This window comes from Cupriavidus sp. MPR-AND1C, from assembly GCF_058809705.1.
On the sequence record NZ_JBXASU010000003.1, the window covers coordinates 101,349 to 123,611 of the forward strand.

Genomic DNA, 22,263 nt, shown 5'->3' on the forward strand with positions numbered 1-22,263 from the left:
GGATGGCACGCAAGACTGTGCTCGTTATTGATGACGACCCGGCAATCTGCGAGATTATCGCTATCAACCTTCGGGCCGCCGGGCTAATACCACTAAGTGCACACGATTCGCTCGCGGCAAATCGATTAATTTGCGAGGCAAGCCCGGACCTGATACTTCTGGATTGGATGCTCCCCGGCCAGCCCGTCTTATCGTTTGCACGAGAACTACGCAACAACCACCACACCAAGAACACCGGCATCATCATGCTCGCCGCCAGTTCTGAGGAAGCGGATGTCATTGCCGGCTTGGAGGCCGGGGCGGACGACTACGTCACCAAGCCTTTTTCGCCAAGGGAACTGGTCGCGAGAATTCGAACACTGTTGCGCCGACGAGCACCAGAGTGGACCAACGACGTCACGGTCATCGGTCCGTTGACGCTTAACCTGGCGTCCCGTCGGGTCTTCGTGGCAAGCGAAGACACAGAGGAAATTCTGGATTTCGGCCCGACTGAGTTCACGTTGCTGCACTACCTCATGAACCATCCAGAGCGCGTCCACAGCCGCGCTCAACTTCTAGACAGCGTGTGGGGTGACCAGCGTTATGTCGATGACCGGACGGTCGATGTGTACATCAAGCATTTGCGAGCGCGCTTGTCAAAGGTGAATCTGTCGGACCTTATCCAGACCGTTCGAGGTGTGGGCTACCGCCTGACGACCGAAACGTTTCACGAGAGGCGCACACCACGACAACCTATCACCTCAGACCTGCCTGTTTGAACGAATCGAACGGACGCATCGTTGGCCCGGCAAGGTAAGTTCTGCAAGCCCAAGTGCGGCGGCGCGCGCCGTACACATGACAGAGCGCGGACCCCGCCTGAACGCTCAGGGGCATGTCCGGCCATCTCGAGCCCAAGAGGCAACTGTCTCGTACAACCACCACAGAGACTCGCTGATTTCTCAAGTTGCCTCCGAGGCGCCGCTGATTCCGACGCCATGCGCCTCTGGCATAAGGTCGCGAAAGGAGGTTTCCACATGGGCAACCATGGAGGGCGTGGCAATTTCGCGCATGATAACCAGGCAGTCCTCAAACGCCCTAGCTAATGAAGGTGTGTCCGTTGCACTTTTCAGTAGCGCCCGCACAGGATGGTCAGAAGCGCCAAGCATGCGCTCCATTACATCAATAAGGTACAGCCTCGCCAAGGCAAGTGAGCGGCGCTTGCTCTGCTTCAAGGACTCGGCCTTCGGCTTCGTATCGTACGCCGTCGCCGCGTCTGCCCTCGTCTCGTCGGCTGCCTGAACTTGGATTGAAGCGCGACATCTGATATAGCCGTCGCGCACCAGGCCCATCAGGTCATCCACCTTCGCCCCAATCTTCGTGGCATGCGCGAGCAGACTCAATGGCTCGACCTTCGTCCCACCGTCTATCGGAGCGGCTCCCCCAATCCCGTCGGCTGCCCGCTGGCCCTCCACGGAAGGCACCTCTTCCCTAATTGGCCTGATATAGCCGTCGCGCAGCAAGACGTCCAGGTCACCTACGTTCGCACCGATTTGCGCGGCACGCTCTAGCAGCGTCTTGAAGTCCGCTTGACCATCTACCATGATGAGCAGCGTACGGGTGCGTCTTTCAAGAGCAGAGGTCCTGACACCAACCTCTCGCCGACCTGCCTCTGTCTTCTCCAGCACCCGCCCCGCAAACTCCATCGCTCGCCCTCCGTTAACTGCCTAGTAAGCTAGTCTCGTAAAGTTACAAACATTTGAAGGGAACACCCAACTTCGGTGGGGTTTCACAACGAAATATTCACGAGGCGAGGACATTCCAAAGCCTTCCAAATACGTGGATGCCGCGTCACGCGCATAATCTTCCAAGTGATAATTCAAAAAAATGCCGGGGCCAGCACTCTCCTTTCTAGACATCACATATACAATTTCGCATTCTTCTCTGCTTCTAATCAAAATGCTCAAGCACACCGCACTGGCCATACTTATCGTGGCCCTTATCCCTTCGGTTGCTAACTCTTCGGAAATTCACGGTGCAGGCTCAACAGCCGCCGCTCCCGTTTATCGCGTTTGGTCGACCGGATATGCTGCGACTGCCGGCGCTCAACTCAAGTATGAGGCCGTAGGGTCAAGTGAGGGCATCCGGCGCATTCGAGAAGGTCGCGTCGACTTTGGTGCATCCGATGTCCCCCTGTCACCGCAAGAGGCAAGCAAAGCCGGGCTGATTTGCGTTCCGTCCGTGGTGACAGCGGCTGTTCCCGTCGTCAATCTACCATCGGTCCCTCAGGGCCAGTTGAAGCTAACGGGAGACCTGCTGGCGAAAATCTTCCTCGGGAAGCTAGACGCTTGGGATTCACCCGAGATTCGTGCACTCAACCCGGGAATTTCTCTGCCAAAGCTGAAAATTCAACCGGTCGTGCGAACCGATGGGTCGGGAACCACCTATCATTTCAGCGACTACCTGAGCGCGGTGAACGCTGATTGGAAATCCGCCTATGGCGCAAAATCCACTCTCCCGTGGCCCGCAAACTTCTCCGGCGCGAAAGGTAGCGGCGATGTTGTCAAAGCCCTCCAGAGCATTCCCGGTGCAATTGGCTATGTCGACTACAACTATGTTCTAGATGCCAACCTGAATTCTGTCCAACTGCGTAATGCCGCCGGAAATTTTGTCACTGCGAATGTCGGTGGATTCCGCGACGCGATTGTGCACAGCAACTGGAATCGGAAAGGCGACTTCACTACTAGCCTGGTCAATCAACCCGGTGCCGACGCATGGCCAATCACCATGGGGACGTTCATTGTTATTCCTGTTGTCAGTAATGCGGGTGAGCGCACACTGGAGGCAATGAAGTTTCTCACCTGGGGTTATCTCCATGGTGACAAACTAGCTCGCGAAGCGAAATTTGTCCCGCTGCCAGACCGAGTGCAGGCTAATGCGTACCGTGAGTTGGCTCGAGTCACGGATACCACCGGGAAAACAATCGGCCTGCAAAGCATGACCTCACAGACGGTCAAAGCGCCGTAAGCGCTCCAAGGAATCAACGCAGTGTCATTTCTACTTTCAGGACCTCGTTAACGCATGCAGTACACCGTGCGATGTGCAAAGCGCAGTCCAATTTACATACTATCCGCCCGTCTTAGAGGCATTTATCTTCCCCTTTCCAGCATGAAGTTTTTGCGCTGACACGGCCTCTTCACACTGCCGCATCAGTTCCTTCGCTACATCTCGAATATGCGAAATTTTTCCACTACCTGACGCTTCAAACGTAAAAGGCACTTCAGTTGCATACGCGGAAGTCACTCGATAGTTGATATCCATGCTGTCGTGCATATGAAACCATTCGTCGTCGTCAGATATCTTCCGGGACCACTTGGCTCGGAAATAGCCAGAAATCTGCTTAGTCCATGGCTCGCTACCAATTTGCAGCTCTATCAACGCAGGCGGAACATGGGCCCGGCAACTTTCACGAGGTGAAGCCTGATTTTCAGATTCACATTCAGAAAGAGTAGTTCGGAATGCCCGCTCGTATCTCTCCGCAAGATTTCTCGAAAACTCCAGGTCAGAGTACGAAATATGCCCGCGCGCCAAGTCATACTGCAGCGTAAACTCAGTCTCCCTATCCGGATTTGTCGTTGCAACACACGACGGCGCAATAGTCTCCTCGCTCGGAACCGAAATGCCGATTTTCCAACCAGGTATTGCCGAACGCTCCTTGCTAGTACCTCCATCAGCCGAAGGCGGAACCGACTTCTCGCTCTTAATGCATCCAGTCGGACCCAGCAGCATTACAGGCAGAACAAAAATCATCGCCAATGTACGCACTGTCGCCATACCAAATTCCATCAAAAATTGAATACCTATTCTACTGAGGATTCAGTGGCCCCAGCGACGGAAGGGCAGACATTTCTCACGCTCGCTTCTCGAGGCCACCACATGGAAAAAATCGGTCTGCAAAGCATAGTCTCACGGACGAGCAAAGCGCCGTAAGCGCCCCAAGCTCCACAAGCTCCACAAGCTCCACAAGCTCCACAAGCTCCACAAGCCCGCGACAAAACAAAGAGCCATCCGTTCAGGATGGCTCCGACAACCCCCAGCGACAATACGCCCAATGAACACGGCACCTGCAGCCGAACACTCTATGGCGTCCGTGCCGTCCTAAAAAGATGCGTTTATTGGACGTGCAATCAAATCGGCGTATGGCCCACCCCAATGGTCCAAACGCGATGTGCTTTCTCAGAATTCTTTAGCTGCGACTTGATTTGGCGAGATGATAAGGCTCTTATATTGCAGCAATAAGACATTCCTGAAGACAATATTTGCGAAATCGCGTGAACTCAATGGTCGCCCACACGCCTCGACACGCCCTATTAGTGTCTTATACACCATGTCACCGCTAACCTTATAGCCACGCCGAGCGCCAGTGCCCTGCCTGCCCGGACCGGCTAGGCCGGTACAAGAAACCTTGCTCGCGTAACACGGACACGCCATTTGGCGCACATCGGCGGATTGCACGCCTATCGCTCTGGAAAACTCCGCACGCACTAGTAGACTACTAGCTCGGCCGGACACTGAGCTTGAGCCCTCCTTGGGGACGCCGATGGTTAGCTGCACAGAGCCTTCTGAGTTGCGAGCGCAAGCTCACGCACTCACGGTGCTTCCGCACCTAGCATCCACTGATGTAGCGACATTAGAACATTTAGCCTCAGACTTTCTCGTAAGCAATGACCCCGAGGTAAGCCATCAACTACGGGTCGCCCTTCGTAGGCTCCGTGTGCTGCTGTGGGCCTATCAGGACTTGCTGCCAGATGCACTCGCCAAGCATTGGCGACAACAACTTGGGGAGATGGCAGCCCAAATCAGCGCCCCACGGAACTGGGATGTCATCATTGATGAGCTGCTGCGCGCCGCAATCCCGCCAAGCCATCCATCTGTTCTGATATTGCTGGAAACCTTGGAGGGCATCAGGCACAGAGCTCGCGAGGAAAGCCGCAGTGCCTTCAGCCTCACAAAGCCCCGCCTGCTTATTTCCGCCTTCACGGTCGCCCTGGACCAAGTTGCCGGCGCGCGACCCGATAAGTCCGAAACCGTTGGTGAGTTTGCGCGGGCCCGTGTGGAAACGGCATCCCGCCGCCTGAATAGACAGCTGGGCCGTGCCATGGACGGGAGCTTCAGAGAACTCCACCAGACCCGCATCCAAATTAAGCGGCTGCGCTATCTACTTGAATATTTCTCGCCTGTGCTCACGAAGGCAGACCGCAAGCGCATCAGGCGGCTCACGGCGCTTCAGGGCGCCCTGGGCGAGTTGAATGACGTCGTCGTTGCAGCAAGTTATATTTCTGAGTTCCCGACGGAACCCGAGCATGCACCGACGCAGAAACTTTTCCTCCGATGGCTATCGGAGGAAAAGAAGACCAGGCGGCACAAAGCCGTCATCGCGCTTCGACAACTGGTGCGGAAAATGCCGGAAGCTTGAAAGCAAGGACAGGTGGACCCTTGCTCGAACTACAAAAGAGACATAGGGGAGCGATGAGAACCCAAAGCCACGACGAACGAATTGCCAGAATCGCTGAAGAACTTGGCGCCCCCCCTGCATGTAGTGAAGCAAGCCTACCTTGATGCATTGCGCGATTTGAGCGCCGACGCGCGAGTCCACGACTACCTGCATTTCTTCGTGGTGAAGCGTGTCATCACCACGCTCCGTAACCGCCGTACCGAATAGCGAACGCGCGAGATTTGCCGCCTGCAGGTATCGTCACGCACTTCAAACTAAGCCACCTTACTTGGCACAGCCGCTCCCCGCCTTGCCAGGGCGGGCCGCCTTGGCCGGTTCGACGTCGCCAACAACCGCGAGTACTCTTTACTCGGAAAGCTCCCCCAGTAGCCTGACACCTGCTCTCAGCAACTCACTCTTTCTTGCCTGCACCCCAGCGATAGACACCATTCCTTCAGCCCGGTATGTTTCTGGTAATCCGATTCCGGCATCGTGAAACTATCCCGGACAACCTTTGCCCTCTTCGGCTTCTGGTCGGTCAGCGTCACGGTTAATCCACACATTCATTGATATCAGCCTTCTTGCGCCGACGGCGGAAAGGTTGCTCGCTGGACGGTTTCCGGCTGCATCCCGGCGTCGCCTCACGAAGCAGCACACCTGCGGCGGGCAAGCCAGGTACAGACCACGGAAGTCGGCTCGAAAATCTGTTGCATGGCAAAACAAGTTTGCTTCAGCAGGAGGCGATTCTGCTGCACCTCGCGAACGCGTCAGGCCTAATCACCCTCCGGCGACAAGTACTCTGAACTCACATCTTTGGATTTAGTGACGCCATTTTGCGAAGCACAAACCTCCCAAACTAGTTCGGCATCGCTATCGAAGCAAGGCCAGCCAGACAACAGATACTGACGCCCGCTTGCGGTCATCCCTGCCCTTGCTTCGGCATCGAACGAAACGATTGCGGTGCTCACACGGCCCTCGCAGTTCTCGAAGCAATAGCCGACGAAATGACGTTCGCCTCGACTTGTCTCATAGACACGCCAGCGTTCGAGCGTAATGTGCGGTTGGTAATCTACAGGTGCAACAGGCCAGATAGGCATGACGTTATCAAAATCTTTCCAAGAAATGCATTTGCTACCATCGGCGGGCCTAGGGTGGAGCAACTCGTCTCCGACATCGGCGGTGACAGGGCGCCGCTTTCGCGTGACCACGCAGCAGGACCTATGCCGTGTTCAAGTACCGCGTGAGCCGAAAGCGGCACTGCTGGGGCCGTGCAGTTCTGTGTCCACTCAAGCCAGGGCGCCGGACACGAGCGCGCAGATGCGTCAGCTCCAGTCAGGCGCAGCAATTGGTATCAGGTCAATTGTTACGACAGACATAAAAGTTGTCGCCAGACCGCTTCGCTTCACGTTTCGCGGCAGCAGCCAGAGTGGCAATATCGTCGCAACCAATATTTGAACATAGGCCAACCGGGACAACACCTACTGCAATTGTCACAAATCCATAGAAGCGCAAATCTCCATGGCGGTCCTCACTCTGGATGCCACCAGCCTCGATATCGACAGGTGCATAGAGTTGTACTGCGCTCGCGTTGAATCGCTTCATCGCTGTGCGGACGCGTGATTCCCAGTCCTCGGTCTGAAAAAGGATAAGAAAATCGTCCCCTCCCACGTGCCCAAGGAAATCCTTGTGCTGGTCGCACGCCTCGCTCAGAACGCCCGCCGCCAGCTTTAGCATTTCATCCCCCAGCCAGTAGCCATAATGGTCATTGAAGGGCTTGAAGCTGTTGAGGTCGCAATAGCATGCATGAAAGGGGGCACCACTCTCAACCAGTCTTCTGATATGAGCATCGATTGGCATATTGCCCGGCAGGAACGTCAGCGGGTTGGCATATCTCGCCGCCTCGATGCGTACTTCCGTGACGGCGCGCACCAAGTCTTCCCCTGTCGCCAGACCGACATACTGACCCTGCTCGACGATGACCAGCCCATCAGACAGATAGCGTTGGTCCTCGCTAGTCAACAGTTGGGCCAACTGCTCCATCGACGCGTTCTTCTCCACCAGCATTGGAGAAGTGTTTGCGAACTCCATGCAACTCCTCCTGCCAAAGAGTTCCCGATGATAAGGAAGCGCGTAGGCGTCAACAAAAGTCCGCCGATTAATCAGACCGATGGGCCTACCACTCTTCACAATAGCGACAGCATGCAGACTCGGATGCCTCGTCAAGATATTTAGGACATCGTCGTTACGCGTTGCCGGCGCTACGCTTGGTGCGTTTATCAAGAGCCTACTCGCCGAAAACGCGCGAGGTGCCAACTTGACCGCTTCTGGAAACACCGATATCGCATTGGCACCAATGGCGGCCCGTGCTTGCGCCTCAAGCTTTACGCTAGGCTTTGGACTTGGCTTGCCAAGCACGAACCCCTGCGCAAATGTAATGCCAATGTCACGGCAGACCGTCAGGTCTTCCACAGTCTCAAGGCCCTCTGCTATCAATATGGCGTTGCCAGCATTGGCGAGCTCCTGCATACACCGCAGCGCAGCAAGGCGAAAAGGAGATTTTGCGACACCGTTGACGATGGAGCGGTCAATCTTGACGTAATCTGGCCGCAAGGCAATCCAGAGACCGAGATTAGCATTGCCCTGCCCATAGTCATCCAGCGCGAGTTGGGCCCCCGCTTCTCTAAGCACGCGAAGGGAGGATTCCAGGGACTCCAGAGGCTCCGGACTAGTCTGTTCGGTGAGTTCGACGACTATCCGTTCAACGGGAAATCGAACCGCGCCCAAGAATTGGCGAACATCGATTTCGCAACTGACCATCTCGCGGATGGCCTCCGCACTGAAATTGAGAAATAGTTTTCCTGGCAGGCCCGCTCGCGCAAAAGCAGCAATGCATACCCGGGCCGCGAACCGCTCCAGCCGAACCATGCGACCCTCGCGTTGCGCCTGCTCGAAGAGTTCCTGAGGACTCTCTAGAGCCGACCCCACGGGGCCTCGAATCAATGCCTCGTATCCCAGAATCTCTCCCGAGGCAAGGCACCCGATAGGCTGGAAAACCGCTCTTAGCAGCTCCTGCTCTATGCATTCTGCAATGGACATAGTCACGGAAAATACCTAATACACCTACGAATTTCTATCCACCTGAACGCCACCGCAAGTACACCAACACGTACTGACTCCCTGGCCACATCAGAATGGTGTCTGACTGCATGACTCTGACATGTCCGGCGAACTCCCAACTAGGCGCGCGGACGTTAACAGAGAAATATGACATTGCGATGACGAGATGCTTACCAAATGCAGCCACGCCGGCAAGAATGACCGGCGCGTGGAGCGTCCAAGACAAATTTCGGGCTGTGCTGGACGGGCCATACTGATATCGGATGCCCCCGGTAATTGCGGTTTAGATGTATCCCCAACAGCGCAGCCAGCCGTCGAGCCAATCTGAACTAGCCGAGTCGGTCATGCTCGGGTAAGACCAGAGACGTCAAGCTTGAAAGTCGCCACATCGACAGAAAGACCTTCAGCCTGTTGATGCAGCATGCTTGCCGCAGCGGCGACTTGCTCGACCAACGCGGAGTTCTGCTGTGTCGATGCGTCCATCGCATGCACCGCTGTGCTGAGCCTTTGAATCTTGTCCGCCTGACTCTGACTAGTCGCCTGCATCGCGGTAGCGAACGCTACTGTCCGCTCAACCGATTGCCGTACGCCGGCCATTGACACAGTCGCGTCGCGAGCCAGAGCCGCACCTGCATCCACGTCCGCTACGGTTCTTGCGATGACTCCACCAATCTCCTTTGCAGCGGCGGCACAGCGTTGAGCCAGCGTTCGCACTTCCGCAGCAACGACCGCAAAGCCGCGCCCTTGGCTACCTGCCCTGGCAGCCTCCACGGAAGCGTTCAACGCCAGTATGTTCGTCTGAAAAGCGATAGTCTCGATAAGCTGCACAATCTCAGCAACCGAGCGGGAATGGCCATGCAAGTCGGTCATCTTTCCGGCGAGGCGCTCTGTGACCTTGCTTCCATCTGTCGTCGCTTCCAGCATGGCGGCCGCGATTGCGCTGGACTCCTTCGCTTCGGCCCGGGCGTGGTTGACATCTTCAAGCAGCTCTTGCATTGACGTCGCTGCCCGCTCGAGCAAGACAGCCTGCTGCTCAGTGCGCAACGACAAATCTTGATTGCCCGACGATATCTCCTTCGTCGCGACCGAGACCGAGGCTGCGGCATCCTTAATACCAGACAGAATGTTCCTGAGCTCCAACTGCATCTTGGCCAGATTTGCCAGCATGCTGGAGGTATCCCCCTTTCGTACTGCAATGGCCAGGCTGAGGTCACCGGCAGCGATACGGTCGACGACGCGCGTCGCGTCCGCTGGCTCACCACCAAGCTCGGTCCTCACTTGCCGAGCAATGGCATAGGCCATCGCCACCGAGGCAAGCAGGCTGATGGCAAGCAGTCCCACCATGATGAGTTGGGCTGAGCTTTGCGACGCCGAGGCAGAAGCCATCGTAGCCTTCGCCTGTGCCAATTGCTGGTCTTTGAGCTTCCGGACCGTCACCGTGAGGCGTTGCAGTTGCTCCGCAAGGAAATGGCCATCCACGGATACGGTGGCGTCGAACTGGATGGCATCAAGCGGCTGCCGCAGCATCAGCTCGATATAGGCGCTGGCCATCTCCTTCGCCTTCTTGTGTTCGCTGCGCGCGTCTGCAACGACGCTGTTTGTGGTGAGGCGGGTGTCGGCAAGCAGGGTGTCGAGTGTCTTCATCCCATTCAACATCTCCTGTTTTGCGACCTCACGTTCCTCCCCGCTCGTGGCGGCCGTCAATGAGAGTTGGGCACGGGCGGTCTCGGCGATGGCGGATTGCGCTTGCTCCGCAATCAAGGCGCCACCCAGGTCGTTATCGTACAGATGGTCTGTGGTATGCCTGACAAATACGAGGCTTCCTATCCCGGTCACACCGACGGCTGCACCGAATACATAGACAAAAGCGAGCGCGAAGCATAGCCGAGCGATGAGCGACAGTGAGCGGAAGCGGCGCAAAATGGGAAACTGGGTAGGAAGAGACATGCTTGGACCTAATGAGGGGAGTCCGGCCTTTAACGCCATGGCTTCCGCAATCTTTAGGGAGCATCACAAAAGCTTCATAAAACTCCCTCACCCCGAGCATCATTCAAGGCATCCGCCGACGCTGACAGGATGCTGCTGAAAAGAGTTGAAAATAATGATGTGAGTGCGCCCGGCCAAGGAGCATTTTCCGCCCGCAGAAAATTTCACAAAATTGCAACAATTACGCGCTAGGGTGTCCACCCGGCACACAGGTACATGCTCCGTTGGGGGTGACGATTTTTGACACAATCCGTATCGGTGTGCCTCTCTTCCCGCTAACCTCGCCGACATCTAGCCAGCTTCGAAACTGAGACGTCCTCGCGTACATAGCTGGCAATCGTACTTGGCCGCCGTCAACTCCCATGACGGCTGTGGCTGATGACAAATATGGCTCCATCCAGCGCGGCCCGAGTACCCCGAGTACCTTAGCCCTAGCACATTCAGGTACCCACTGGCGCATGTCGCGTGTTATTGGCATTGAGCCCCCTCATTGCGGACGTAGCCTGCAGACCACTTGTGGAATCGGCCTCCCGGCGGCATTGGACTAGGCGATGAATCTCTTTGATGGCAATGGACCGCTCACGGAGCAAATCCCAGGACCAGTTGGCACCTCAAAGGCGACATGCAGCTCGCCTCTATGTCGGAAATTCAAGGCAACGCGTAAGACTGGGCACCTTGCCAACAAGCGTTGGTCATGTTTTGCATGTGTCGTAATCTCACCTCCAACGAGCGTCGGCGGCGGAAACACACTCACCTCAGCAATGGCCCTAAAAGTTGACTAGAGTAATAAACCGTCCCTACCGGCGGCGCACCGCCTCGGAGGTGATGGGCTTGAGGAGAAGCGGATGCACATGGAGCCCTGCCGTCACATCGAATTGATGGCAAAGAGCAGTACAGCGCTTACGCCCGTTGGCCGCCCAAGAAGAAAGTGGGGAACTATGAAAACAGAGGACCAAGACCATCTAGTCGTAAGAATCGCGATGGAGACAGGCTTCCCCGCCGAGGTCGTCCGGGAAACCTACCTCGCTGCTTTCCTAGAACTAAGCGCCGATGCCCGAGTTCACGTCTATCTGCCTTTGTTCGCAGCAAAGCGCGCAATCGCTCGGCTGCGCAATGTCAACGGCGAGTCCGGAATTCAAACACTCTCCTCCGGCTTGACGGCACAAGAGGCCCTTATGGACTTTCAGGCAGAAGTGGAACCTGAGCTCCGTGCGAACCGCCCCGCCGCGAGCGAGGCCGGAGTTGCGAGCCACCACTCTGCTCACGATGGCGCAGCATTGGTACCGAGCGCTATATGTGGGTAGCTCGACGCGCCCTATTGTGTCCGAATCTTATGGCACCGCGCAACGGGCGCGAAATAGTCCGTGTCGACTCCGTGCAGAATCGTTGTGACCGGCACCTTATAATACGGCGAGTCGCTCAGCTTGGTCGCCACGTAACCGCTTACGGCGATAACATGGTGTTCCTAGCCATGCACGCAAGGAATTGCCCACACTGCGACTCTGGTGGTCATTGTGATTGGTGAACACAATGCATGGCCGACGGACTGCAACAAGCCTGGTAAGCATAACAAGCTTATGGTCGGAGGAGCCATTGACATGAATGATGTCGAATCGCCCGAAGCTGAGAAGCCGCCAGAGCACCCACAACTCCTTTAACCAAGCAAGACCCCGTGGCGAGAAGTCAAGGGCCTGCAAGCGAACCAATGCGAGTGAGCCCGCCAGCCGAAATAGCCTGCTCGTGTGAGGAACGGCCAGTGTTATATCGTGGTTCCGCGCCAATTCACCCAACAGGCTCATAACGTAAGTATCGTGGCCTCCGCCATTTCCTCGGTGGAAATTCGTGAGTAGAACTTTCATATCTATTCCGTTGCCCGGTTCCCGACGACATGCAAGTTAGGCGATTATTACGGAAAATGACAAGCCACGTTCACTTGGGCTTACCCCGACAGTGGGGTTGGCGCAGGCAAGCCAGGATTGAGCGCTAATAACGCGCGACCTGCGAAGGAGAGAGCATGAGCAGAGGGAGTGCCAGAGAGACGATGACGACTAAGCGTGGAGTACATCGCCACGGGACCGCAAACACTGCCTCGGCGAACGACCCTCTACGATTTCGATGGCACAGCTGATGTCAACATAGCCCCGTTGCAAGACGAGTAAGGTGTTAAGAATTGATGCCTCAAACGTTGCCCTCCGGATTGCGGAATCGCTGTGGCACTGCGCCTACTCGTCGCCAAAACAAGAAAATCTGATAGGGGCGAACTGGGGAAAGCCAAAAGAGGCAGTTGGCCGATAGCATCTCAATCAAGGCCAGGAAGACCTGTGGTCGCTCTGGACCAAAGAATCCAACGACCCATCCCAATCAGAAAGTTTCGAGTCGACGTCAATTGCAAGCTCTGAGAGCACCTCAAGCGACTCGTTGGAAAGCACGCTGTCGCCCTTGAATCCGAAGAGCACCTCATCTCGCCTCACAAGCAAGTCCCGTATTTCGGTTCTAAAAAGGCGCGTGACCGATTCGATGACGGCATCGACATCCGCATTGCCGGTGTCCAGCACCATGCGGTCCAGCAGTTCAGTCGTTGTTTCGGTGCTGAGCATCAAATCGCCGGTCACCCAGCTGTTGACCATAAAGAGGCTCTTCGGAAGCCCCTTGGCATCGAAGCCGATTGTCAGCAGATGCCTCGTGCTGACCGAATGTTCGGCTCCCCCCGTATGTTTTGAGAACACCACTTCTCGCCGCAACCGAAACCGTCGACCCCAAAGTTCGGGGCGCGCAAACAAGTGAATATGTCCATGTTCCGAGGTGCCAGGCCGGTCCTCGGGGGAGTGTGAGTGATAGAACCACTGGTATCCGCTCTTCACGTCGATAGCATCTTCTTCCGGATAGTGCGTCCATTGCCTCGGCGCCTGACCGCGCAACAGGCCACCTAAAAGATGTTCCCCTCGCTGGGCCAGGTCCGCATAGACATTGAGCAAGCGCAAGCCAGCGACGCGCGCGGCGTCACTGGCCGGACTCGTTGACTGCCGGAGCCAGGCCACGGATATCAGCTCTTGGGGGCGCATTTCGGGGCACATTTTGGCGCGCACTTGTTGGCGCCGCACTTTGCCTTCTCCATGCTCTTCCTGGGCGCGCACTTGCCCGCGCATTTTGCACCGCACTTCGCCGTCTCAGCCCTCGGCTGGCACTTTGCTGAGCCCTTCATCTCCTGTGTCTGTGCGGCCGCCGGCAATGCCAAGGTGGTGGCGGTCAGGGTGGCGAGCGATATGAGTTTCAGTGGTGTTTTCATGATGCCTCCTTGGGAGTAAGGTAACGCGAGGTTGCAGCAGGCTTCCTCGACCACTAAGAGGGCCCCAGGCGCCAAGCGGGTTCGCGCCATCAAAGAATTTTTTCTGCGCAGAACGCGAACCGTTTTCGCATCAGGTCGCCTCTTAGTGGGTGTTCCTCCCACGAAAAGGGTCGCCATGAAAAAACTCACGCTCACCGCGCTGATGGCGCTGTGTACTGCCTCGGTCCTGTTCTCCCCGACCGCTTCCGCCGAGGGTGATGCGAGTGCGCTGACCGTGCGCCCTGCTGGCTACAAGCCCCGCGAGGGCGACGCAAAGCTCGGCGAAAGGCTCTTCCACGACCCCAAGCTGTCAACGAACGGGATGTCCTGCGCGACCTGCCACGCCAACCATGCCTCGTATTCGGACAGTTTTGCGAAGCCCTATCCACACACGGTCGTCATGGCTAGGGACCAACTGGGACGCAAGCAGGTTTACCTGGACGAGATGATTCAGGCCTGCATGGTGATGCCCATGGCCGCCAAGCCGCTGCCCTGGGACTCAAAGGAATTGGCGGCGCTGGTCGCCTTCGTTGAACAAGAGCAAAGAACGTTCAAGCCGACGAAACAGTAAAGGAGGTGCTATGAAAATCTTGCGAACAGTCGTTGCGATTGGCCTCACCACTCTGGTTTCGTTGGCCAGGGCCGGCGAAATCCGGCCTTACACACCACAGGTGTTCGACCAACTGACCCACGCGGGCAACCCCGTGGTCGTTGAGGTCAGCGCAACTTGGTGCCCGACCTGCAAGGCACAAAAGCCCGTCATCGAAGGCCTCCTGAAGCAGTCCGCCTACCAGGATGTAACGGTGCTGACCGTCGACTTCGACACCAACAAGGCCGCGCTGAAGAAGTTCAAGGTTGGCATGCAAAGCACGCTGGTGGCCTTCAAGGGCGCTTCGGAAGTCGGGCGGTCGGTTGGCGATACGACGCCTTCCGGCATCGAAAGCCTCATCAGGAAAACGGTCAATTGATGGAACTCGGTTTCGGCTCCTACGGATTTGGCTTTCTGGCCGGGCTCCTTTCAACGCTGTCGCCTTGCGTCCTGCCTCTTGTTCCCGTCCTGCTCGGGTCGGCAACAAGTGTGCACCCGCGTGCACCACTCGCACTCGCCGGTGGTCTGGCCATTTCCTACGCAACTATCGGGACCCTGCTCGCCTGGGCCGGGACGGCCCTGAGCATCGACACCGGTGTTTTTCGTCTTCTGGGGGCGACGACGCTCGCCCTGCTGGGCGTCGTCCTGCTGTCAGGTAGCCTGCAGCAGCGCTTCGCCACCGCCACGTCGGGCCTGAGCGCCGCTGGCAGCAGCCTGATTTCCCTGGCACAACCTGACGGGCTGTGGGGCCAGTTCGCCATTGGCCTAATGTTGGGCGTGGTGTGGAGTCCCTGCGTGGGCCCCACCCTTGGTGCGGCTGTCGTGCTTGCCAGCCAGGGTTCGCATTTGCCGCAGGCCGCGCTGCTCATGGGCGTATTTGGAATCGGCGCGGCCTTACCCGTCGTAGCCTTGGCCTACGTTTCTCGTGGTGCCATGGTGAAAATGCGCGGCAACCTCATGCGGGCGGGAAAGACTGGAAAAATTGCGATGGGCGTCATCATGGTGGCCGTCGCCGGGCTTATGCTGAGCGGAACCGACAAGGCCATGGAGGCCTGGCTGGTGGACCATTCCCCTGCGTGGCTCACCGCATTGACCACGCGTTTCTAACCCTGATTCCTAAACATCTTCAAAGAGGCTTCCCGTGCGCAAACATCCAGTCAGCCTTCGCAGGCTCGCTACACTCGCTCTCAGCATCGCTTTCCTCGGCGCCGGCACGGCTATGGCAGCCCCGCTGAACGTACAGGCGACCATGGTTCCCAAGGAGCAAATCAAGCTCGATTTCAAGGACGGCACGGGACATTTCGTGCTGATGGTCAAAAGGGAAGGCACCGCTTCCGGTTCAGGCTTGCTCGATGGAGCACAAATCGTCGAATACGGACGTCACGACATCGTACCCGGCGTTTCCGGTGACCCGAGCGGCTACCTGGTTGCCACCAAGGGCGAGGGCAACGTGGCCTATATCAAGTGGACCGTCCGCGCCGTCTTCCTGCCCGGCAAGGACGGCAAGCCAGAAATTAACGACAACGGCTTCTGGGAGGTTGTCTCAGGCACCGGCAGCTTCAAGAGCCTGAAAGGCGCCGGAACCCTGCACATCAAGTCTGCCAATCCTACTGACCGCATCTTCATTCTGGACGGCCAGATGGTTGCCGCGCCGCAGTAAATGGACGCATGGACGCGTTTCTTTCATTCTCGGCGAACCGTTTTTCCCGATAGAAGCCTCTTAGTTTTCGAGGACGGTCCTCAACTGCTGACCGATAAAAGGAAATCGCCATGTTCTATGTGAAGAATGTCCCGAATTGGGAACGCACCCTGCGCGTCATCATGGGCCTGATGAGCCTGGGCTATGCCGTGATGAACTGGGGTGGTTCGAGCTTGGCCATCGGCCTGGGCATCACGGGCGCGATGCTGGCCATGACCGGCTTGTTCGGCTTTTGTCCCATGTGCGCGATGGTGGGTCGCAAACTGGACAAGAGGCAGTAGCCATGGCGGCGAGCGGAATCGAACGTGAAAACCTGATACTGGCCGCGCAGACGGGAGACCCGGCCGCCATCTCCCGTCTGCTGGCTGTCTGTCAGGCCGATGCGCGGCGCTATGCCTACAAGCACTGCCAGGCCAGCGATGTCGACGATGCCGTACAGGAGTCGCTGCTTATCATCTCGCGCAAGGTCAAAGGACTCAAGGCGGCGGCGGCGTTTTCTTCCTGGCTCTTCATGGTCATCAAGCGCGAATGCCGCAGGCTTGAGCGGATGATGTTCAAACACGACCCGCTGCCGGAGGATATTGCCGAGGAACTGCTGGCCCGCAGAAGTGACGATGCCCTCCGGGTTGACCTCGCCAATGCCCTCGAGTCCCTGCCCGCGCACTATCTGGAAGTTGTTCTGCTGCGCGATTTCGAAGAATTGACGATTGCCGAGATTGCGCAACGCCTGGGCGAGCCCCATGGCGCCATCAAGAGCCGGTTACATCGCGCACGGGAATTGGTGCGCGAATACATGCTGGGTCCGGATATCACCCCGCATCCGCCACCCGCTGGGCCGTGAGCAAGCGGAAGACCAGAGGCGAAAAATATGAGCACGCCCCCAACGGATGCAACTACAGTTCAATTGCGTTCGACACTGACCTGTCCGGCGTGTGGCCAGGCCGTCGAACTTGAAATGCCCACAGATGCGTGCCTCTTCTTTTACGAGTGCGAGGGCTGCCATATGCGGCTTCGTCCGTTGCCTGGCGACTGCTGGGTCTTTTGCAGCTACGGCTCCGTGAAGTGTCCGTCCATGCAGAGAGCTCGTCGCTGTTGCAGCGTCAGCGCGATATCAGAGGTGAGGCCGCAGTAAAGACCACGGTCGGATTGCCGCCGAAGAACATTGGGCCCAAGGCAGGGACGAATAGCGTTTCTGGAGGATGCGCAGCTCCCTCCCCAACAGGGATTGCTGGAGGTTTGGCCTCAACGTTCAGAAGCAATGAAGCTGACGCACCATCAGTCACCACGAGCCCCTCCTTCAAAGGTGCCGGCCAGCCACGCTGCCAGCGAGAATTGCGCCCAATGCCAGCCCAATCCCTAGGTAGAGGAGCCCGGCCAACAACAGCGGAGCAACGGACCCGACCAGCATTTTGGCCAGAGGCGTACTTGCTCCAAAGAGCAGAGCGGCGGCTAACGCAGGTGCGGCAGCGCGGATGGACATGTAGAAATCGGAGCAAGGAAGACAACATCTATTATCGCGCTAACTGCGGCGACCCCGGGGCACTCCAGCACTTGAAGCTCTTTCCTGCGCCCCCACGGCCATCAATGATGACGGCCATCCTCAGTAGTACCCAGGCCGTTTCCACAGGGGCCACTGCGCCCTCCCTCCGAAAGAATGGATGCCTTCCCTTAAGAAGCACTACAACCTCGAAGGTAAACTTGCCGGACATTCTAACACTCTCTAGAATGTCGAAATGAGAGAACTAAAGAACCACCTGTATGAGCAGGTAGCGCGCATCGGAAAAGCTATCGCCAGCCCCAAACGATTGGAGTTGATTGAACTCCTGTGCCAAGGGGAAAAGTCTGTCGAGACACTGGCTGTCCAGGCAGAAATCAGCGTGAAGCTGACGAGTGCGCATCTCAAGGAGCTTCGCAATGCAGGTCTAGTTGAGACCCGCAGGGACGGCAAATATGTGCTGTACCGCCTGGCAAGCACCAGCGTTGCTGACCTATGGGTGAACCTGCGGTCGGAAGCCGAAGAGCGGCTGGTGGACTTGCAGGTGGCGCTCGCGTCTATCGTCGACCACAGCGACGACTTGGAGGAGCTCGACCGGGCTGCCATCCTGAAGAAGGCCAAGGCTGGGGAAGTACTAATTCTTGACGTGCGGCCAGCCGAGGAATTCGCCGCTGCCCACTTGCCGCACGCTCGTTCGTTGCCGTTGAGCGAACTCAAGAAGAAGCTCGCTGCCCTCCCAAAGGACACGCCAGTGGTTGCCTATTGTCGAGGACCCTTCTGCCTGATGGCCAGGGACGCCGTCAAACTGCTGCGAAACAAGGGCTACCGCGCCTTCCACTTGGCTGATGGGGTAGCCGAGTGGCGCGCGCATGGGCTGCCTGTAGAGGCGTAGATTGACCATGAAGACTCTTGTCGTACTCAACGATGCTCCATATGGCAACGAACGTACTTACAACGGCACACGGTTGGCAGGGGCACTAGCTCGCCAGGAAGGCAACGAAGTCAGGGGCTTCCTCATGGGCGACGCGGCATTGGCTGCGCACCGTCACCAGAAGGTGCCAAGCGGCTTCTACAACCTCGAGGCGATGCTCGGCTCCGTTGTCAGCCACGCCGGTGTCATCGATGTCTGTGGCTCCTGCATGGATGCGCGCGGCATGACGGCGGAAGGCCTTATTGCAGGCGCTCACCGCAGCAATCTCGACGAGTTGATGCAATGGACCACCTGGTCCGACAAGGCGCTGGTGTTTTGACAAAGGAGTTCCGATGTTCTTCCGTCAGCGTCTCGCAGAGAACGCCACTCTTTCCTATTTCTTTGGCTGCGCTGGTATCGGCAAGGCCGTTGCCGTCGACGTGGTTGCCGGTGATGAGGACTGGTTCATCGCCGAAGCCAAAAACGCGGGCGTCGTGATTGCCCACGTCATCGACACACATGTGCATGCTGACCACTACTCTGGCAGCCCCGTGCTGGCGCGACGAGTCGGCGCGCCGTATTACCTGCACGAAAGCAACAAGACCCAGGTCGCGTTCGACTTCGCGCCCCTGACCGATGGACAGCGGCTTGAGGCGGGCAATGTGCTGGTCGACGTGTTGCACACTCCCGGCCATACACTCGACAGCGTCTGCTTGCTTGTACGCGACCTGCGCCGAGGCGACGAGCCTTGGTTTGTCATCACCGGTGACACGCTCTTCGTCGGCGCTGTCGGACGTCCGGACCTCGCTGGTCAAGAGCGAGAGATGGCCGCCCGGTTGTACGACAGCTTGCACCAGAAGCTCCTGACCCTGCCTGCCGACCTTGAGATTTACCCGGGACACCAGGCCGGTAGCGCCTGTGGCGCGGGGTTGTCTGGGAAGCCCGCATCCACCATCGGATTCGAGAAGCGCTTCAACCCGATGCTATCCATGTCGCGTGAGGCCTTTGTCGATGCTGTGACTGTCGACATCCCCCCGCAACCGCAAGACATGGCACGCATCATTGAGGCCAATCGGCATGGCATTGCGCCCGAGGTCGCGTGCCCTTGACCCCCTCTTCGATAGACTTCGGTATCCGCGCCAACCTGGGCCAGGTTCTACAGCAACTGCTTCAGGTCCTGCTGGTGGGGATGACCATTGGTATGATGCGCACCGTCGTACCGGCCCTGGCCGAGAGCGAGTTCGGTGTACCGCGTGGCTCGTTCATGCTGCTGGTGGCCTTCGTCGTCGCCTTTGGTTTCGTTAAAGGCGCCATGAACTTTATCGCTGGCCGTCTGGCTGAGCATATTGGCCGCCGGCGTGTGCTGCTCATTGGCTGGCTGGTCGCACTGCCGATTCCTCCACTGGTCTATTTCGCTCCAACGTGGGGCTGGATTGTTTTAGCGACCGTCCTGCTAGGCGTCAATCAGGGCCTGACGTGGTCGATGACACAGACCGCCAAGCTCGACATCACGCGGGCTGACCAGCGTGGCTTAGTCATCGGCCTCAACGAGTTCTCCGGATACATGGGGGTGGCAGTTGCGGGAATCGTCACTGGGTATGCCGCGTCTTGGCTCGGGCCGAGAAATGGGCTGTTATGGTTCGGCGCCGCAGTGATTGGACTGGCGACGCTACTCGCCTGGCTAGCGGTAGTGGAGACCATGCCTTGGGCCCATGCCGAGGTCAAGAAACACGCCAAAGGCGCGTCACCGACGATGCTACGCCCGCGCTATCCCGCCGGTGTCAGCGAACAGCCCTCCACCTTCGAAATGTTCGCTCTGATGACCTGGCGCGACCGAAGAATGGCCGCATTGTGCCAGGCCGGCCTGGTGGAAAAATTCGTCGATGCATTGGTCTGGGCCCTCTGGCCGGTCTATCTGCACCAGAAGGGAGTCAGTTTGCCCGGCATCGGCTGGATTGTCAGCGTTTATGGATTCACTTGGGGCGGCGCCCAGTTCCTTACCGGCAGCTTTTCTGACAAGGTGGGACGCAGACACCTCAATGTCTGGGGCATGTGGGTGTGCGGAACTGGCGTGGCCATGCTACCGATGGGGAGTGGCGCGGTTTGGTGGAGTGTTTCTGCTGCGCTCGCCGGACTGGGCATGGCCATGTTGTACCCCAATCTGAGCGCCGCAGTCGCTGACATCGCGCACCCGAGTTGGCGGGCATCCGCCATCGGTATCTACCGCTTCTGGCGGGACCTTGGCTACGGCATCGGTGCGCTCGGCCTGGGTGCCGCCGCAGCGCTCGGCGGCAGCGTGGAGAGTGCCTTCTGGTTCGTTGCCGTCGCCATGGGCCTGTCTGGCCTTGTGCTCTACCACTGGGGCGAAGAAACGCATCCGCGCCTCAACCCTTCCCCCTAACGGCAAACGTTACAAGCCTAGAAAGAGACGCCAATCAAGAGAAGTTTGAGAACATTTTGTGAATACGATGCCAAATTCTGCAAACGTCGACCGGATTCTCTTCGGTTTTAATAAGTTAGATTTCTTGGATGCCCACTGGCTGCGTGAACGCATGGCAGCAGCAGAATTGGAGTTCGACCCCGATTTGGGGATACGCATCAAGGACATCTTCCCGGAACTACAGTTCACGCCGGAATGGCTGGCACAGGCCTGGTCCCTTTATGCGCGATTTGCAAGACCTTACAAACCAAAGCCAGCACGTAATGAACTCGCCTTCCTACTCTTCATACTCGGCCTCAAGGTTGGCTGGCCAATGCACACGCAATTCTCTCAGGAAGTTTGGGAGCTAGCCATGAAGGACGGCACTGCGCTCGCGCAGAAAATTCTGACGATTGTCTTCATTTTTCATGAGAATTCCGGCCGCTTGCCTTAATTAAATATCGGCTAGACACGATGTTTACTCCTACCCGAACGTAGTGTCTCGAAGGTCCGTCGGCATCGCATCGGCAACCATGGCCGCGAGCAATCTTTGAGGCATCCCTCCGTGTAGATCTCAAAGCAGCACGCGCAAAGCGGGACTGCCAATGCATGCCTCGTGAGCATGACGCCCGCTGCCCTCGACACAGTCATCCACCGAGATGCTGCGGTGCACGTACAATTGCGCCAACGAAAAGCTGGATATTTGAAAATGAAGCGACTTGCAATCATCGTAGCGCTCGGCGGCGCGCTGCTCGCTGTGACGTCTACGGCTCAAGCGCATGTGAACGTCGACATTGGCATCGGCGTACCCGGTGTAATCTATGCTGAACCTGCGCCGGTCTATGTGGCTCCGCCTGTGTATGTTGCACCGCAACGGGTGTATGTCCCTCGACCGGTTGTCGTAGCGCCAGCTCCCGTGTATGCCCCTTACTGGCGGGGACGCGATGACGACGACGACCAAGGCGAGCGCAGGTGGCGCGGGCGTGGCCACGGGGAGCATGGTCACGGGGAGCACGGCCGACACGGACACGACGACTAGTAGTGGACAATCGCAGGCAGCATGGCATCAGGCAGTCATCGCGTTAATCTGACCTGCCGGGGCGGGTCACGCTCGGGTGAGAGCCGAGCCCTCAAGCTTGCGGTTGCCGCGTCGGCATGCTTGCTGCAGCAGCGACTTGCTCGACCACCAATGCAGAATTGTGCTGGATTGATTTGTCCCTCGCAGGCACAGCTGCGCGCGCCTCTAAGCCGCA

Annotated in this window: 24 protein-coding genes and 1 pseudogene; 17 read left to right on the plus strand and 8 right to left on the minus strand. The window is 57.7% G+C overall.

Translation table 11 applies throughout. The features are described 5' to 3' along the window. The first annotated feature begins 2 nt into the window (after window positions 1-2). Window positions 3-758 carry a winged helix-turn-helix domain-containing protein gene (locus AC1RWI_RS02985; protein ID WP_063778478.1) on the plus strand — a complete coding sequence of 252 codons (756 nt, stop codon included), beginning with the start codon at window positions 3-5 and terminating at the stop codon, window positions 756-758. A gap of 180 nt (window positions 759-938) precedes the next feature. Here AC1RWI_RS02985 and AC1RWI_RS02990 read toward each other — a convergent pair whose 3' ends face one another. Beyond that, complete coding sequence (locus AC1RWI_RS02990) at window positions 939-1,682, minus strand: hypothetical protein (protein ID WP_492864495.1); 744 nt, start codon at window positions 1,680-1,682, stop codon at window positions 939-941. A 253-nt stretch (window positions 1,683-1,935) separates the two neighbouring features. Here AC1RWI_RS02990 and pstS point away from each other — a divergent pair, with 253 nt between their 5' ends. Continuing rightward, window positions 1,936-3,003, plus strand: coding sequence for a phosphate ABC transporter substrate-binding protein PstS (gene pstS, locus AC1RWI_RS02995; protein ID WP_043356952.1), 1,068 nt, complete (start codon window positions 1,936-1,938; stop codon window positions 3,001-3,003). A gap of 99 nt (window positions 3,004-3,102) precedes the next feature. Here pstS and AC1RWI_RS03000 read toward each other — a convergent pair whose 3' ends face one another. Continuing rightward, entirely contained in the window at window positions 3,103-3,810 is a 708-nt protein-coding gene (locus AC1RWI_RS03000) for a hypothetical protein (protein WP_144410051.1), read from the minus strand. Window positions 3,811-4,576: 766 nt separating this feature from the next. On the opposite strand from AC1RWI_RS03000, the gene AC1RWI_RS03005 reads away from it, so the two are divergent. After that, window positions 4,577-5,452, plus strand: coding sequence for a CHAD domain-containing protein (locus AC1RWI_RS03005; protein WP_492864498.1), 876 nt, complete (start codon window positions 4,577-4,579; stop codon window positions 5,450-5,452). A gap of 123 nt (window positions 5,453-5,575) precedes the next feature. Further along, window positions 5,576-5,698 carry a DUF3562 domain-containing protein gene (locus AC1RWI_RS03010; protein ID WP_236702251.1) on the plus strand — a complete coding sequence of 41 codons (123 nt, stop codon included), beginning with the start codon at window positions 5,576-5,578 and terminating at the stop codon, window positions 5,696-5,698. 545 nt (window positions 5,699-6,243) lie between these two features. Here AC1RWI_RS03010 and AC1RWI_RS03015 read toward each other — a convergent pair. The 3 genes from AC1RWI_RS03015 to AC1RWI_RS03025 form a co-directional block, all read right to left on the minus strand. Beyond that, the gene (locus tag AC1RWI_RS03015) at window positions 6,244-6,567 is read right to left on the minus strand and encodes a hypothetical protein (protein ID WP_082055232.1); all 324 of its coding nucleotides are present in this window, start codon (window positions 6,565-6,567) and stop codon (window positions 6,244-6,246) included. Window positions 6,568-6,826: 259 nt separating this feature from the next. Then, window positions 6,827-8,566, minus strand: coding sequence for a phosphodiesterase (locus AC1RWI_RS03020; RefSeq protein ID WP_043356956.1), 1,740 nt, complete (start codon window positions 8,564-8,566; stop codon window positions 6,827-6,829). Window positions 8,567-8,929: 363 nt separating this feature from the next. Beyond that, the gene (locus AC1RWI_RS03025; RefSeq protein WP_492864500.1) at window positions 8,930-10,534 is read right to left on the minus strand and encodes a methyl-accepting chemotaxis protein; all 1,605 of its coding nucleotides are present in this window, start codon (window positions 10,532-10,534) and stop codon (window positions 8,930-8,932) included. Window positions 10,535-11,511: 977 nt separating this feature from the next. Here AC1RWI_RS03025 and AC1RWI_RS03030 point away from each other — a divergent pair. Continuing rightward, complete coding sequence (locus tag AC1RWI_RS03030; protein ID WP_492864502.1) at window positions 11,512-11,877, plus strand: DUF3562 domain-containing protein; 366 nt, start codon at window positions 11,512-11,514, stop codon at window positions 11,875-11,877. A 96-nt stretch (window positions 11,878-11,973) separates the two neighbouring features. Here AC1RWI_RS03030 and AC1RWI_RS03035 read toward each other — a convergent pair whose 3' ends face one another. Next, window positions 11,974-12,432, minus strand: a complete 459-nt coding sequence (locus AC1RWI_RS03035) for a glycosyltransferase family 4 protein (RefSeq protein WP_492864504.1) — start codon at window positions 12,430-12,432, stop codon at window positions 11,974-11,976. A gap of 444 nt (window positions 12,433-12,876) precedes the next feature. Further along, entirely contained in the window at window positions 12,877-13,707 is an 831-nt protein-coding gene (locus AC1RWI_RS03040; protein ID WP_492864506.1) for a DUF6969 family protein, read from the minus strand. A 327-nt stretch (window positions 13,708-14,034) separates the two neighbouring features. Between AC1RWI_RS03040 and AC1RWI_RS03045 the strand changes: the two genes are divergently transcribed. From AC1RWI_RS03045 to AC1RWI_RS03075, 7 genes are all read left to right on the plus strand, one after another. Next, window positions 14,035-14,469, plus strand: coding sequence for a c-type cytochrome (locus AC1RWI_RS03045; protein WP_043356962.1), 435 nt, complete (start codon window positions 14,035-14,037; stop codon window positions 14,467-14,469). A 10-nt stretch (window positions 14,470-14,479) separates the two neighbouring features. After that, window positions 14,480-14,866, plus strand: coding sequence for a thioredoxin family protein (locus tag AC1RWI_RS03050; RefSeq protein ID WP_043356964.1), 387 nt, complete (start codon window positions 14,480-14,482; stop codon window positions 14,864-14,866). Beyond that, on the plus strand, window positions 14,866-15,594 hold the full coding sequence (locus AC1RWI_RS03055; RefSeq protein WP_492864509.1) for a cytochrome c biogenesis CcdA family protein: 729 nt from the start codon (window positions 14,866-14,868) through the stop codon (window positions 15,592-15,594). Before AC1RWI_RS03050 ends, AC1RWI_RS03055 begins: the two co-directional genes overlap by 1 nt. A 112-nt stretch (window positions 15,595-15,706) precedes the next feature. Next, entirely contained in the window at window positions 15,707-16,147 is a 441-nt protein-coding gene (locus AC1RWI_RS03060) for a hypothetical protein (RefSeq protein ID WP_492864511.1), read from the plus strand. 110 nt (window positions 16,148-16,257) lie between these two features. After that, window positions 16,258-16,467, plus strand: a complete 210-nt coding sequence (locus AC1RWI_RS03065) for a YgaP family membrane protein (RefSeq protein ID WP_043356970.1) — start codon at window positions 16,258-16,260, stop codon at window positions 16,465-16,467. 2 nt (window positions 16,468-16,469) lie between these two features. After that, entirely contained in the window at window positions 16,470-17,027 is a 558-nt protein-coding gene (locus tag AC1RWI_RS03070; RefSeq protein WP_043356971.1) for an RNA polymerase sigma factor, read from the plus strand. A 27-nt stretch (window positions 17,028-17,054) separates the two neighbouring features. After that, window positions 17,055-17,318 (plus strand): GDCCVxC domain-containing (seleno)protein, encoded by a 264-nt coding sequence (locus tag AC1RWI_RS03075; protein WP_082055234.1) that lies wholly within the window; start codon window positions 17,055-17,057, stop codon window positions 17,316-17,318. Between the two features lie 109 nt (window positions 17,319-17,427). On the opposite strand, the pseudogene AC1RWI_RS03080 reads toward AC1RWI_RS03075, so the two are convergent. Then, window positions 17,428-17,666: pseudogene (locus AC1RWI_RS03080) on the minus strand (EamA family transporter); the annotation flags it as partial. A gap of 253 nt (window positions 17,667-17,919) precedes the next feature. Here AC1RWI_RS03080 and AC1RWI_RS03085 point away from each other — a divergent pair. The 5 genes from AC1RWI_RS03085 to AC1RWI_RS03105 are packed head-to-tail and all read left to right on the plus strand — an operon-like array spanning window position 17,920 to window position 21,464. Further along, a complete protein-coding gene (locus AC1RWI_RS03085; protein ID WP_043356972.1) occupies window positions 17,920-18,573 on the plus strand; it encodes an ArsR/SmtB family transcription factor in 654 nt (217 codons plus the stop codon). A gap of 7 nt (window positions 18,574-18,580) precedes the next feature. Beyond that, a complete protein-coding gene (locus tag AC1RWI_RS03090) occupies window positions 18,581-18,931 on the plus strand; it encodes a DsrE/DsrF/TusD sulfur relay family protein (protein WP_043358518.1) in 351 nt (116 codons plus the stop codon). Window positions 18,932-18,944: 13 nt separating this feature from the next. Next, window positions 18,945-19,700: an MBL fold metallo-hydrolase gene (locus AC1RWI_RS03095; protein ID WP_043356974.1), complete on the plus strand. Its 756-nt coding sequence runs from the start codon at window positions 18,945-18,947 to the stop codon at window positions 19,698-19,700. Further along, window positions 19,697-20,992, plus strand: coding sequence for an MFS transporter (locus tag AC1RWI_RS03100; RefSeq protein WP_082055235.1), 1,296 nt, complete (start codon window positions 19,697-19,699; stop codon window positions 20,990-20,992). Before AC1RWI_RS03095 ends, AC1RWI_RS03100 begins: the two co-directional genes overlap by 4 nt. Window positions 20,993-21,050: 58 nt before the next feature. After that, complete coding sequence (locus AC1RWI_RS03105) at window positions 21,051-21,464, plus strand: hypothetical protein (RefSeq protein WP_144410052.1); 414 nt, start codon at window positions 21,051-21,053, stop codon at window positions 21,462-21,464. Window positions 21,465-22,263: the final 799 nt, after the last annotated feature.